Below are 12,791 nucleotides of genomic sequence, written 5' to 3'. Positions count from 1 at the left end.
TTTTGCTATAATTTAGTTACTGACCGCCATCTTCTGCGATGACGATCAGTTCTCAAAATTTACGATTTTGGGCGTTGTTTTACAATGATTGGGCAACCTTTAAATTTTGCTGCCTGTACAATCGCATCTTGTTGGCCTAATACATTGGCAAGTTCAGTATTTTTGGTATTCATCGACTGTCCCATATTGACCGAGATCGATGGACCAAAGCCCCAACCGCCTCTGCCCCAGCCACCACCAAGGCCAAGACCGACACCCACACCTGTACGTTTTGGCGTTTGCACACCATTTTCGATATAAAGCTGAATACGGTTGTACTCGGCTTGCAACTGCTGGCAATTCAGTGCTTGATATTGTGTCGGCGATACATAAGCTGGCTTAACCGTTGATGCACATGCACCCAATAACATGCTCGCTGCCAAAACAGGCATCCAATATAAGCGTTTCATAAGATTCTCTTATTTCTTTGATTCAATCTCATTGAACAGGGTCACATAAGCGACGGTCAATTTGTGGTCAGATGCCAAATGAATCAAGGGTAAATTCTTTTGATGTGATTCTTTCATCAAGATTGATGGCGGCAACATGCTACCCAGCACAGGCAAACCTTCATCTTTTAACTGTTGAACCACTTCACGAGGTAATTTTGCCTGAGATTGGAACTGATTGACCACAATTCCCTCAATCTCCAAGCGATCATTATGATCATCTTGGGTTTCGAGCACATTTTCAATCAAAGTTTGTAACGCACGTTTTGAAAACACGTCACAATCAAACGGAATCAGCACGCGATCTGCTGAAATTAATGCAGATAAAGTAAAGAAGTTAAACGCAGGCGGTGTATCAATAAAGATACGGTCATAGCGCGCACTGAGAGACTGAATCGAATCACGTAATTTATAAATTTTGTGTTTACTTTCTAGTGCATGCTCTAATGCACCTAGGCTTGGGCTTGCAGGAATCACATCCAGATTGTCAAAAGTAGTTCGATGTACATAACTATCCAAGCCTTTGCCACGTGGTGCTTTCAGGATTGAACCAATCGCATTGCCGATCAAGCCCTTTTGCTGCGTACTCCCTAAAATATCATCAAAGAAGTTTTCAATGTTTGGCTCTAATGCTGCTTTGTCAGCAGAATAGGTTGCATCTTCACCTAAAAGGTATTGGCTTGAATTCGCTTGTGGATCAAGGTCAATCACCAAGGTTCTGAATCCTTGCTTCGCGCTAATCGCAGCGAGATTGACTGTAATACTTGATTTCCCCACACCACCTTTTTGGTTAAACACCACACGCGTTAACATGATTTCCCTCTATAATATTTTTGTAAACTGCACGCAGTTTAACCTAGTGACAAAACAATTACTCAAACAATGTGTCGAACAATCAGGCAAAAACAGGCTTAATCATCACCAAACCAAGAATACCCACCATCGCCACTGTCCCGATGAGTAATCCTGCACGGCGTTGTTCCAATAAAATGCTGCTGTCCCTTTTATAGGTTTTGATCAAAGAAGACCACAACACAAAAAATAAAATCACTTTGGCGTAGAACCAAGGCTGCACCTCAAAGTTATTCATGAACAGTAAAACCGCACCCGTCACAATAATTAAGGTCAAAGATAAATGTTGTAACCCCACCAAGCCTTTACGTGCTTTTGGATTGGGTTGTTGATCTTGTACACCAACAAAGAGTGTTGAAGCACGCAACACAAACACAATGATCAATAAGCTCACTGCAGACATGTGTACAATTTTAGTGAGGAAGAGGTCCATGATTAATCCTTAGCTTTTTGGTGCGTGTGCACATTCAGGGCTGGCAGGTGCTTGGCCTTGCCATTCGCTAGGTATATAAGCATGAATCGCAAGTGCATGGATTCGACCAGGACTCATCAACTCCGCTGCAACGGCATAAATTTTTTGGTGACGTTGTACTAAACGTAGTCCTTGAAATTCATCACTTACCACGATGACTTTAAAGTGTGATTCTTTACCTGGGAAATATCCGCCATGCCCTGCCGACTCATTAATCACTTCAAGATGGGTCGGTGCGAGCGTGTTTAAATGTTCAATCAACTGTTGTTCTAAGTTCATCAGTCACTCTGTAAGGTCAGATTGAGATAGCTCATTAGTATACATGAGCGCAATCTGAGGGAAACTTTTGTACAAAAATTTGCTTTATCCTGCTTTTTTTGCATGAAAGTGCTTTAATTTTATGCAAATAATCAATTTCTTTGCATAAAATTATTGACCCTATTTTTGCATAATGTATTATACACGGCATGCGGGAATAGCTCAGTTGGTAGAGCATAACCTTGCCAAGGTTGGGGTCGGGAGTTCGAGTCTCCTTTCCCGCTCAAATTTTTTAGTGTAAGTTTTCGTAAAAACTGCTCAATTAGCGGGAATAGCTCAGTTGGTAGAGCATAACCTTGCCAAGGTTGGGGTCGGGAGTTCGAGTCTCCTTTCCCGCTCCAGATTCAAAAAAGCCCTAGTCGAAAGATTAGGGCTTTTTTTTGTGCTTTAGTTTAATCTATTTTTTAAATCACCGGTTTATTCGCCTCTACCCATGCTTTAAAGCCGCCATCAAGGTGTGCCACATTACGATAGCCCAATGCCTGCAAGGTCTTTACTGCCAGTGCCGAACGTCCACCACCCGCACAATGTAGAATGGTTCTGCTATTCGGTTGCAATTCAGACTTATACAGTGGGCTACTCGGATCAGAAGCAAACTCTAAAGTGCCACGGGAGATATGCAATGCGCCTGCAATTGTTCCAGCAACCCGCTCTTCTGCATCTCGCACATCAATCAGTATGGCCTGTCCTGAAGCTAATTCTTGTTCAACTTGATCTGGGGTCAAATTTTCAATCTCGGCTTTTGCCTGTTTAACCCATTCAGCAACTGTGTTCATTCTAATCATCCTTCCTTGATTATGGACTCACTCAAAATACTAGCGTATTTCAATTTAAATAAGTCTGGATAAATACACTTTGCAACAAAGCTTAAAAATTAACCAACCCTTCATATCTAAAAATTTGATGCTCCACGTGGAACCTTTTAAATTCCTCAAAGAAAAAGGTGCTTCCAACTACTTGGAAACACTTTTTCAGATTGATTTATTATCCTTAAGACGGTTCTGTGACTTTGGCTTGCACATTGACTGCTTTTTTGCGCTCAGTTTGCATCCCAGCCAGCAGTCCATCCCGTGGCATAAAGGTGGTCGAGATAATCGCAATCACCGCCATACTACCAATATACATCATAATCAGATGAGGACTGCCGCCCCCAACACTGAGTAGCTTCGTCGCAATCAACGGCGCTAGTCCACCACCCAATACCCCCGCCAACTGCACTGAAATCGAGATCCCGCTATAACGGATTTCTGCCGGAAACTGCCGCGCAAACAGCTGCGCTTGCGGTGCATACATAATTGGGAACACTACGCCAATCGCCAACACGATTGCAGTCCAGACCAACACGGGATCTTTGGTATTGAGCATGCTAAAGAACGGATAGCTATACAGCGCCAGTACACATAGGCCAAACATAAACATATTACGCTGACCGACTTTATCGGACAAATGCCCACATAATGGGGTCATAAACATAATCACAATGGCGCCACAAATGGTGGCAAATAGGATCTCTTGTCTAGCAATCCCCAACTGTGTGGTGGTGTAGGCCAAAGTAAAGGTCGAGGCAATATAAAACCATGCATTTTCAGCTGCACGCGCCACAATAATGGTGATCAGTTGCTTCGGATGATTTTTAAAGACCTGTAAAGCAGGGACTTTAACTTCTTCCGCCTGCTGCTTCACTTTTTCAAAATCAGGAGACTCTGGCACTTTGACTCGAATGTACCAACCGACTGCCAGTAACACGATGCTGGCAAGAAACGGAATCCGCCACCCCCAACTAAACAGGGCCTGTTCGGGCAATAAAGACACCAATCCCAATGCAATCGAGGCCAGCATTAAGCCACCGCCAGTACTGGCTTGAGGCAGGCTGCCCCAAAAGCCTTTTTTGCCTTCTGGCGCATGTTCCACCGCCATCAGTACGGCACCGCCCCACTCGCCCCCCATGGCCATACCTTGCACAAAACGCAAGATCACCAAACAGATGGCAGCCCAATAGCCAATTGATTCATACGTCGGTAACAGACCAATCAGGACGGTTGGAATTCCCATTAACATCAAGGTGAGCAATAACATCGATTTACGCCCGATCTTGTCACCAAAATGCCCAAACACTAGACCACCCAACGGCCGACCGATAAATCCGACGGCATAGGTGGCGAATGCGGCAAGCACACCCGTCAGCGGATCAAGATTAGGGAAAAATAATTTATTAAAGATTAAAGCTGCTGCAGCACCGTAGATAAAAAAGTCATACCACTCAATGGTGGTGCCTACCATACTTGAGATACCCGCCAAGCGATGAGAGGACTTTTTAGCAGATGAACCGTTTCCATGTATTGTTTGCATCATTATGTTCCTTTCTTGGATCTTCTTGTTTTAGGTTTTTTGCAGATGATCAGTCCTGATCATCCGCATTTCAGACGTTTTACTACTCCTTAGATGAGTCAATATGAATGATTGGATTTAGCTCAGTTTTTCCAGAATCTGTTCCAATTCTGGGTTACGCTGTTGCCATTGCGGCTGTTTATCTTTATCGACAATTAAGGCGCGTACCCCTTCAATAAAGTCACCGTGTTCAAACCAGATATCTTGTAGGTCACGCTCCAGTTGCATACATTGTGCTAAAGACAGACCACGGCCTAAATGTTGCAGCTTTAAACTGGTTTGTTTGGCAATAAATGACCGCTGCTGCAAGATGCTGAGCATTTTTTCTGCCCAAGGCTGCAATTGCTCATCCTGCTCAGTCGCAAGGCTGTGCTCGATTTCGTCCAAATGCTGAAAACCGAAATGTTTGCGAATACCATCTGCCAACTGCTTCAGTTCACTTTCAGCAGGTCGGGTAATAAAGCAAGCGACAATATGCTCAATATTCTGTTTGCTTAAATTCGGCTCATTGATCAATACCTGTTGCAAAGCATCTAACTTGTCACTCGGCACATGGTAGTCAATCAAGTCCAAATAAAGCGCGTCACTGCTGCTGATCTGCTCACCTGTAATCGCTAAATAGACGCCGATGTCATCTAGTCGCGACAGAAAATGGGTCGCACCAACATCTGGGAAAAAGCCAATCGCTGTTTCAGGCATGGCAAATCGAGATTTTTCACTGCTCACCACAATATGACATGCTTGTGCTAGCCCAAAACCACCACCGAGCACATAACCATCAAGCACCACTACCACAGGCTTTTCATATTCACGCAGCAGATTCAGCATCTTATATTCGGCACTAAAATAACCTTTATAATCAGCGGTATCATTTTTATAACTGTCATATAGATAGCGAATATCCCCACCGGCACAGAAGGCTTTGGGACTATTCGATTTGATCAAGACCGCTTGAATCGACGCATCATCGCGCCACAGTTCCAGTTGGCTACAGATGCCTTCAATCATCTCCAGTGACAAGGCATTTAAATGTTTGACCCGATCTAAGCTCATCAGGCCAAGACCACCTTTTTGCTCAATCATTAACTGATGTTCGATATTCATTTTATTGATCTCTTATCGATGATTAAATTTGGCTTGTCGTTTTTCCACAAAAGCCTGCATGCCTTCTTTCTGATCCGATGTGGCAAAAATAGAGTGGAACATCCGTCTTTCAAAACGCAAGCCTTCGGTCAGATTCACTTCAAAGGCACGATTAATACTTTCTTTCAGCATCATATTGGCCGTTAAAGAGCGTGCAGCAATGCTTTCTGCGGCTTGCAGAGTCTGTTCAAGTAATTGTTCTTTACTAAATACCCGTGCCACCAACCCACTTTGTTCAGCTTCAACTGCACCCATTTGCCGTGCGGTAAAGCACATTTCCATAGCTTTGGCTTTGCCAATCGCATGAGTTAAACGTTGTGTGCCGCCAATCCCAGGAATCACCCCCAAGGTAATTTCAGGCAAACCGAACTTGGCATTGTCCGCACAATAGATAAAGTCGCACATCAATGCCAACTCACAACCACCGCCAAGCGCATAACCACTGACCGCAGCAATCAACGGTTTACGGCGTTGCGCAATACGATCGGCCAGATGGAAAAAGTCATCAAAATAAATGTCAGGAAAGTTCAGATCCGCCATTTCCTTAATATCAGCACCTGCGGCAAAGGCCTTTTCTGAGCCTGCCAACACCATACAGCCAATCTCGCGATCTTTCTCTAACTCATCTAACGCCTGATTGATTTCACTAATCAACTCAGTATTTAAGGCATTGAGGGCTTGTGGACGATTCAGGGTAATCAGTCCTACGCCATTGTGTTTTTTTAATAAAATGGTTTGCCACTGCATCATAAATTCCTTGTTATGTGGTTATAAGCTACGTGCGATCACTAAACGTTGAATATCGCTGGTGCCTTCATAAATCTGACAAATCCGCGCATCACGATAGATCCGTTCAATCGGGAAATCTTTCAGATAGCCATAGCCTCCAAACACCTGTAGCGCGGCTGAACAGACGCGTTCAGTCATTTCTGAAGCAAATAGCTTGGCCATAGAAGCTTCATTGAGACAGGGTTGCCCTGCTTCTTTAAGACGTGCAGCGTAGTGCACCAGTTGTCGAGCCGCTTCGATCTCGGTCGCCATACTGGCAAGGCGGAAAGCCAGTGCTTGATGCTCAAAAATTGGTTTGCCAAAGGTCAGACGCTCTTTGGCATAATGCGTGGCTTCTTCCAATGCTGCACGTGCCAAACCCACCGCCTGTGCCGCAATGCCGATACGCCCACCTTCCAGATTGGCAAGGGCGATTTTCAGCCCCTCACCTTCCGCACCCAACATCAGACTTTTATGAATACGCACATCGGTGAGGGCAATCTGACAGGTATCCGAGGCATGTAAACCCAGTTTTTCTTCGACTCGAATCACCTCATAACCCGGTGTCTCGCGTGGCACGAGGAAGGCACTGATACCCTTCTTGCCCGCATTGGGATCAGTCACGGCAAATACGATAATCACGCCTGCATTATCACCCGAGGTAATAAACTGCTTGGCACCATTGAGAATATAGTCATCGCCATCTTTGACGGCACGGGTTTTAATCGCTGCCGCATCTGAACCCGTATGCGGTTCAGTCAGGGCAAAAGCACCGATCATTTCACCTTGTGCCAAGGGTTTTAAAAAGCGTTCTTTCTGTTCATCGGTACCAAATTTTAAAATCGGCACACAGCCCACCGAGTTATGCACGCTCATGATGGTTGAAGTGGCACCATCGGCTGCGGCCACTTCCTCAAGCGCCAGTACATAAGCAAGATTGCCTGTATCGGAACCACCCCATTGTTCAGGAATCAGCATGCCCATAAAGCCAAGCTGTCCCATCTGTGCCAGTGCTGCTTTTGGGAAAGTGCCCTGTCGATCCCAGTCACTGGCATTCGGTTTAATCTGTTCTTGGGCGAAGCTTTTCGCCATATCTCGAATGAGACCTTGTTCTTCAGTCAATTGCATCATGACATCCTTAAACTGCTTTCGCTTGCTGTTTGGCAATTTCCTGATTGCGCAATAAAAAGCGCTGAATTTTACCGCTTGGGGTTTTTGGTAGTTCGGTAACGAACTCGACCAAGCGTGGGTAAGCATGCGCAGACAGACGTTTTTTCACAAACTGGCTCAGTTCTTCCGCCAGTTGTTCCAAGGGCTGAATCCCTGCCGATAAAATCACAAAGGCTTTCACCACCTCGGTCCGCTCTGGATCAGGCACTCCAATCACCGCTGCTTCAACCACCGCATCGTGTTCCAGCAAGGCACTTTCCACATCAAAGGGACCAATCCGATAGCCCGACGTGGTGATCACATCATCACTGCGTCCGACAAAACTCATGCTGCCATCGGCATGCAACTCGGCAGTATCACCCGTCAAATAGTACTGACCAATAAAAGGTGATTTACGGGTTTCATGATAGCCACCAAACCACATCATCGGCGATTGGCTGATATCCACGGCTAAAATTCCCGGCGTATCTGCGGGCAATTCTTCGCCCTGTTCATTGACCACGGCAACACGATAACCTGCGCTGGCAAAACCTGCTGAACCCGCACGAACCTCATGGCTTAAACCATGGTGATTGCACACCACCATGCCCACCTCCGTCTGTCCATAATGGTCATAAATCGGTGCATCTAGCTCCTGTTTAAACCAGCGAATCACTTCTGGATTTAGCGGCTCGCCGGCACTGCTAACTACACGGAACTGGCCTTTCAGTGCTGCCATCTGGGCAGGGTCCGCTGCCATCATCATGCGGTAAGCCGTAGGTGCACCCGCCAGATTGGTAATCTGATAATCCTTCACAATTTGACACAGGCTGTCAGTACTAAAACCACCGTCATAGAACAAGATGGCATGACCCAAAAATAACGGCCCAGTAATACCAAAGTACAAGCCATATGCCCAGCCCGGATCGGCAATATTCCAGAATGAATCCTCTTCCCTTAAACCAACCGCATCTTGCATATAACGCGCAAAGGCCAATAAGGCTTTTAACGGCACTTCTAAAGGTTTTGCAGGGCCTGTGGTCCCCGAGGTAAACATCAATAAAAATGGATCTTGCAGGGTTCGCATCACCAAATCACAGTGCTCAGGTTGCTGCTGTACTTCATCCCAGAAATTAAAGTCTTTTGGATTTAACGGTGTGGCTTGCCGATCGGCAACCGTGACAATTGCTGGACAACGCTCAACTTCATCCAGTTTGCTGCGGTTACCCATATCTGTCACCACCAACTTACTTTGTGCCAGTTGTAAACGATGCTCGATCGCCTTGGGGCCAAATGCAGTAAATAAAGGTTGATATACCGCACCAATACGCCATGCCGCAAAAATCGTCACCAACAGCTCGGGTGTTCTCGGCAATAATCCTGAAATACGATCACCTGCTTTTACACCCTGAGATTTTAAGAAATTGGCAAATTGACTCGACCATTGCTGTAACTGGCGAAAGGTGTATTGTTCTTTTCGACCATCTTTTCCTTGCCAATACAAGGCGATCTTGTCGTCATGCGCATGGCGATCACAACATTCATAACAGGCATTCAATGCATCGACTGAACCTGACAACATCTGTGTTGCTGTACTTTGCAGATCAAAAGCCTGTACCGTCTCTTTATAATTCAACATCTGTGTTCCCTCAGTCTGGTTTGATTGTTATTCATGACAGGGTTTAATTTATTGATAAAGCCATCCTTTGGCTGTAAGTTTTATGCCTCTGGCGGCAGGTATTGCTGGATAATACTGGAAAAATCGAGATGCGCATTGCCCCGCATACACATTTGCTGATACAGCTGCTGCACCATCCCACCCAACACAATCGGTTGTTTGACCTGTCCTGCCGCTTCTACCGCAAGACCCAAGTCTTTCAACATCAACTGAGTCGCAAAACCATCTTGATAGCCACGCGAAGCAGGTGCATTTTCATTAATCTGTGGCCATGGATTACAGACTTCAGAACTCCAGCAACGACCACTTGAGGTGTTAATCACCCCTGCCAAGGCTTTTGGATCAATACCCAGTTTCGCCCCCAGCGCCATGCCTTCGGCCACCGCAGCCATAGAGATCCCAAGAATCAGGTTATTGCAGATTTTGGCAATTTGACCTGCACCCACTTCACCACAATGCACCACGTTTTTGCCCATGAGACTGAGTACAGGTTTGACTTCATCAAAAGTCTGATCATTGGCACCGACCATAAAGGTCAATGTCCCCGCTTGTGCGCCAATGGTGCCGCCTGAAACAGGCGCATCGCAAATATGGATATTTTTACTTTGGGCAACCGCTGCAATGTCCTTGATGGTTTGCGGGTCAATGGTACTGCTGTCAATACATAAGCTGCCTGCTTTCAGTACTTCAAGTACGCCATTTTCACCGAGATAGACTTCTTTGACATGTTTGGCCGCAGGTAACATGCTGATCAGCACATCGGCTTGTTTGGCAGCCGCTTGCGGGCTGTCACACACCACACCACCCGCCTCGGCAAAGTGCTGAATGGCCACTTCGCTGAGGTCATAACCATAGACTGTAAGTCCAGCTTTGAGTAGGTTTTGGGCCATTCTGCCGCCCATATTGCCTAGACCGATAAAGGCGATATTCATCCATGATCCCCTTAACGTAAATTGATGGTGGTGTTGACACTGCCCACTTCGTGACTGTCTTCAAACCAGCGACTGGTAATGGTTTTAGTTTGGGTATAGAACTGCACCGCCTGTTTACCATAAGGGCCCAAATCACCCAGTTTAGAACCACGTGAACCGGTAAAGCTAAAGAACGGTACAGGGACAGGAATTGGAATATTGATACCAACTTGGCCGATATCAATCAGGTTCTGGAAAGTCCGTGCTGTTGCGCCACTTTGCGTGAATAATCCCACACCATTACCAAATGGATTGGCATTGATCAGCGCAATTGCTTCTTCAAGCGTATCGACAGAAATAATCGCCAGTACAGGTCCAAAGATTTCTTCTTTATAAATCCGCATATCCGTGCTTACACCACTAAAGATGGTCGCACCGACAAAATTACCGTCCTCATAACCCAACACCTGAACATCACGACCATCTAGCAATAGTTCTGCACCCTGCTCGACCCCGCTATTGATCAAATCCAGTACTCGGGCTTTGGCACGTTTTGAAATCACAGGGCCAATATCAGTATTCGGTTCATGCCCTGCATTAACAGTTAAGGTTTTAGCTTTTTCAACCAACTCGGGAATCCAGTGTTTACTTTCACCAACCATCACGGCGACCGATAACGCCATACAGCGTTGCCCTGCTGCACCAAATGCCGCACCAACTAAAGCATTCAGCGTTTGTTCTTTATTGGCATCTGGCATCACTGCGACATGGTTTTTCGCGCCCATCATCGATTGCACACGTTTGCCATGTTGTCCTGCAAGGTTATACACATGGGTGCCCACTGCGGTCGAACCGACAAAGGAAATCGCTTTAATCTCTGGATGGGTACACAGGCGATCAACCACTTCTTTACCGCCATGCACCACATTCAGTACCCCTGCTGGAATACCGGCCTGAATCGCCAGTTCCACCAACATCATGGTCGAAAGCGGATCTTGTTCAGAAGGCTTCAACACAAAGGTATTGCCACAGACAATTGCCATTGGGAACATCCACAACGGGATCATGGCAGGGAAATTAAATGGGGTAATCCCCGCGCATACGCCCAAAGGCTGCTGTACGGTATAAGTATCCACACCACGCGCCACGCCTTCAACGTATTCACCCATCTGCAAAGTACCGACTGAACAGGCATGCTCAACTACTTCCAAACCGCGTTGAATGTCGCCTTCCGCATCCGCCAAAGTCTTGCCTTGCTCCGCAGTCAGTACCTGTGCAATCTCCTTCATATTGGCGCGAATCAGATCTTGCAGTTTCAGCATGATACGCATACGTGCCTGAATCGGCGTTTGGCGCCAAGATGCAAATGCTGCTTGTGCAGATTGAATTGCCGCATCGACTTCCTGCACCGTCGCAAATGGCACACGACCAATCACTTCCTGCGTTGCAGGATTAATAATGTCTTGCCATTGTTGGGTTTCAGATTCGATAAAACTGCCATTAATGAGTAACTTGGCTGTTTCCAATTGAATATTTTGGATTGTGTTCATAACCTCTCCATAGGCCGTATTTTTATTGTGTTCAGTGTTTAGAAAATATCGATCGTCGTATTTTCTTTATTCAGCTTTTATTCGAGACTAGCAAAGAAAGCTTTGACCACCAACGCAAATTAATGCACGATCGTTGTGCAAATATGCACAAGGAAGACCATAACAATGAAAGTGGATTGGGATCATCTACAGTTTTTTTTAGTGTTGGCACGGACCAAAACCTTGACCAATGCGGCACGGATCATTGGCGTAGAACACAGTACTGTGGCTCGACGGATTCAGGCGTTGGAGCAAGCTTTAGGGGTGACTTTATTTAAGCGTGAAGCCTCTGGCTATGAGCTGACGATGGAAGGAATGGCATTGGTGCCACGGGTTGAGCAAATGGAATATGCTTTCCTGCAAATTGAAAAGCCTGATCAACCTTTGCAAGGGCGTGTGCGAATTGGCACACCTGAGGGCTTTGGCACCGCCTTTCTGGCACGCTTGTTAGCGGAGTTTTCCATACAATATCCCTCGCTCACCATTGACCTGATTCCAGTACCGAAAATGATCAAGCTGTCGCATCGTGAAGCCGATATTGTGGTCTCCATTGAACGGCCCACCTCAGGTCCCTATATCATTACGCGCTTGTCCGACTATTGTTTAAAAATTTATGGCAGCAAAAGCTATCTGACTCAGCATCCACCAATTCGGCATTTGCAGGATTTAACCCCACATCGTTTTGTCAATTATATTGATGATCTGGTCTATAGCCCTGAGCTATATTGTCTGGAACGTTTACCTTTGAAACTGAATGCCAACTTCCGCAGCAGTAGTATTTTAGCCCAACAAATTGCAGTAAGTGCAGGTGCAGGATTGGCCATTTTGCCCAAGTTTTTGGCCGATGATAAACCCGAGCTTGAAGCTGTATTAGAACAACAGGTGCGCTATACCCATACCTTTTGGATGCTGACCTTTGTCGATTTACAGCATGAACCCCGTATTAAACTGGTCTGGGATTATCTACGTAAACAGGCCGATCAATATCAGCACTTATTGGTGGATTAAACACAATCGCTAGACCATAAAAAACCG

13 protein-coding genes and 2 tRNA genes are annotated in these 12,791 nt (G+C 45.9%); 3 read left to right on the top strand and 12 right to left on the bottom strand.

The features are described 5' to 3' along the window. Positions 1–59: 59 nt before the first annotated feature. From MN869_RS14345 to MN869_RS14330, 4 genes are all read right to left on the bottom strand, one after another. Positions 60–449 carry a hypothetical protein gene (locus MN869_RS14345; protein WP_004801913.1) on the bottom strand — a complete coding sequence of 130 codons (390 nt, stop codon included), beginning with the start codon at positions 447–449 and terminating at the stop codon, positions 60–62. A gap of 9 nt (positions 450–458) precedes the next feature. Then, a complete protein-coding gene (locus MN869_RS14340) occupies positions 459–1,301 on the bottom strand; it encodes a ParA family protein (RefSeq protein WP_243308405.1) in 843 nt (280 codons plus the stop codon). An 82-nt stretch (positions 1,302–1,383) separates the two neighbouring features. Further along, complete coding sequence (locus tag MN869_RS14335) at positions 1,384–1,773, bottom strand: SirB2 family protein (protein WP_243308403.1); 390 nt, start codon at positions 1,771–1,773, stop codon at positions 1,384–1,386. Positions 1,774–1,782: 9 nt separating this feature from the next. Then, positions 1,783–2,091, bottom strand: coding sequence for a BolA family protein (locus tag MN869_RS14330; protein WP_171552389.1), 309 nt, complete (start codon positions 2,089–2,091; stop codon positions 1,783–1,785). Between the two features lie 190 nt (positions 2,092–2,281). Here MN869_RS14330 and MN869_RS14325 point away from each other — a divergent pair. Together MN869_RS14325 and MN869_RS14320 are read left to right on the top strand one after the other, a co-directional pair. Continuing rightward, positions 2,282–2,354 (top strand) — tRNA-Gly (locus MN869_RS14325). Positions 2,355–2,395: 41 nt separating this feature from the next. Beyond that, positions 2,396–2,471 (top strand) — tRNA-Gly (locus tag MN869_RS14320). Positions 2,472–2,534: 63 nt separating this feature from the next. Here MN869_RS14320 and MN869_RS14315 read toward each other — a convergent pair. From MN869_RS14315 to MN869_RS14280, 8 genes are all read right to left on the bottom strand, one after another. Next, entirely contained in the window at positions 2,535–2,906 is a 372-nt protein-coding gene (locus MN869_RS14315; protein ID WP_243308402.1) for a rhodanese-like domain-containing protein, read from the bottom strand. A gap of 214 nt (positions 2,907–3,120) precedes the next feature. Beyond that, positions 3,121–4,479, bottom strand: coding sequence for an MFS transporter (locus MN869_RS14310; protein WP_243308400.1), 1,359 nt, complete (start codon positions 4,477–4,479; stop codon positions 3,121–3,123). Positions 4,480–4,596: 117 nt separating this feature from the next. Further along, a complete protein-coding gene (locus tag MN869_RS14305) occupies positions 4,597–5,622 on the bottom strand; it encodes an enoyl-CoA hydratase/isomerase family protein (protein ID WP_243308398.1) in 1,026 nt (341 codons plus the stop codon). A gap of 12 nt (positions 5,623–5,634) precedes the next feature. Then, complete coding sequence (locus MN869_RS14300; RefSeq protein ID WP_016542545.1) at positions 5,635–6,408, bottom strand: enoyl-CoA hydratase; 774 nt, start codon at positions 6,406–6,408, stop codon at positions 5,635–5,637. Positions 6,409–6,429: 21 nt separating this feature from the next. Next, positions 6,430–7,557, bottom strand: coding sequence for an acyl-CoA dehydrogenase family protein (locus tag MN869_RS14295; RefSeq protein WP_243308484.1), 1,128 nt, complete (start codon positions 7,555–7,557; stop codon positions 6,430–6,432). A 10-nt stretch (positions 7,558–7,567) separates the two neighbouring features. Then, entirely contained in the window at positions 7,568–9,217 is a 1,650-nt protein-coding gene (locus MN869_RS14290; protein WP_243308396.1) for an AMP-binding protein, read from the bottom strand. Between the two features lie 80 nt (positions 9,218–9,297). Then, complete coding sequence (mmsB, locus tag MN869_RS14285) at positions 9,298–10,188, bottom strand: 3-hydroxyisobutyrate dehydrogenase (protein ID WP_243308394.1); 891 nt, start codon at positions 10,186–10,188, stop codon at positions 9,298–9,300. Positions 10,189–10,199: 11 nt separating this feature from the next. Further along, positions 10,200–11,717 (bottom strand): CoA-acylating methylmalonate-semialdehyde dehydrogenase, encoded by a 1,518-nt coding sequence (locus tag MN869_RS14280; RefSeq protein ID WP_243308384.1) that lies wholly within the window; start codon positions 11,715–11,717, stop codon positions 10,200–10,202. 165 nt (positions 11,718–11,882) lie between these two features. Here MN869_RS14280 and MN869_RS14275 point away from each other — a divergent pair, with 165 nt between their 5' ends. Then, the gene (locus MN869_RS14275; protein WP_243308382.1) at positions 11,883–12,764 is read left to right on the top strand and encodes a LysR family transcriptional regulator; all 882 of its coding nucleotides are present in this window, start codon (positions 11,883–11,885) and stop codon (positions 12,762–12,764) included. The last annotated feature ends 27 nt before the right edge of the window (positions 12,765–12,791 follow it).

Origin of the sequence: Acinetobacter sp. NIPH1876, from assembly GCF_022808535.1 — a bacterium.
Lineage (GTDB): Bacteria > Pseudomonadota > Gammaproteobacteria > Pseudomonadales > Moraxellaceae > Acinetobacter > Acinetobacter higginsii.
The sequence above is the reverse complement of the archived record's forward strand: the minus strand, read 5'-3'. Positions and strand labels throughout refer to the sequence as shown.

What these genes read in the sequence shown, in the direction of transcription:
- MN869_RS14345 (WP_004801913.1), bottom strand. Translation starts at nt 449, where the DNA reads ATGAAACGCTTATATTGGATGCCTGTTTTGGCAGCGAGCATGTTATTG.
- MN869_RS14340 (WP_243308405.1), bottom strand. Translation starts at nt 1,301, where the DNA reads ATGTTAACGCGTGTGGTGTTTAACCAAAAAGGTGGTGTGGGGAAATCA.
- MN869_RS14335 (WP_243308403.1), bottom strand. Translation starts at nt 1,773, where the DNA reads ATGGACCTCTTCCTCACTAAAATTGTACACATGTCTGCAGTGAGCTTA.
- MN869_RS14330 (WP_171552389.1), bottom strand. Translation starts at nt 2,091, where the DNA reads ATGAACTTAGAACAACAGTTGATTGAACATTTAAACACGCTCGCACCG.
- MN869_RS14315 (WP_243308402.1), bottom strand. Translation starts at nt 2,906, where the DNA reads ATGAACACAGTTGCTGAATGGGTTAAACAGGCAAAAGCCGAGATTGAA.
- MN869_RS14310 (WP_243308400.1), bottom strand. Translation starts at nt 4,479, where the DNA reads ATGCAAACAATACATGGAAACGGTTCATCTGCTAAAAAGTCCTCTCAT.
- MN869_RS14305 (WP_243308398.1), bottom strand. Translation starts at nt 5,622, where the DNA reads ATGAATATCGAACATCAGTTAATGATTGAGCAAAAAGGTGGTCTTGGC.
- MN869_RS14300 (WP_016542545.1), bottom strand. Translation starts at nt 6,408, where the DNA reads ATGCAGTGGCAAACCATTTTATTAAAAAAACACAATGGCGTAGGACTG.
- MN869_RS14295 (WP_243308484.1), bottom strand. Translation starts at nt 7,557, where the DNA reads ATGCAATTGACTGAAGAACAAGGTCTCATTCGAGATATGGCGAAAAGC.
- MN869_RS14290 (WP_243308396.1), bottom strand. Translation starts at nt 9,217, where the DNA reads ATGTTGAATTATAAAGAGACGGTACAGGCTTTTGATCTGCAAAGTACA.
- mmsB (WP_243308394.1), bottom strand. Translation starts at nt 10,188, where the DNA reads ATGAATATCGCCTTTATCGGTCTAGGCAATATGGGCGGCAGAATGGCC.
- MN869_RS14280 (WP_243308384.1), bottom strand. Translation starts at nt 11,717, where the DNA reads ATGAACACAATCCAAAATATTCAATTGGAAACAGCCAAGTTACTCATT.
- MN869_RS14275 (WP_243308382.1), top strand. Translation starts at nt 11,883, where the DNA reads ATGAAAGTGGATTGGGATCATCTACAGTTTTTTTTAGTGTTGGCACGG.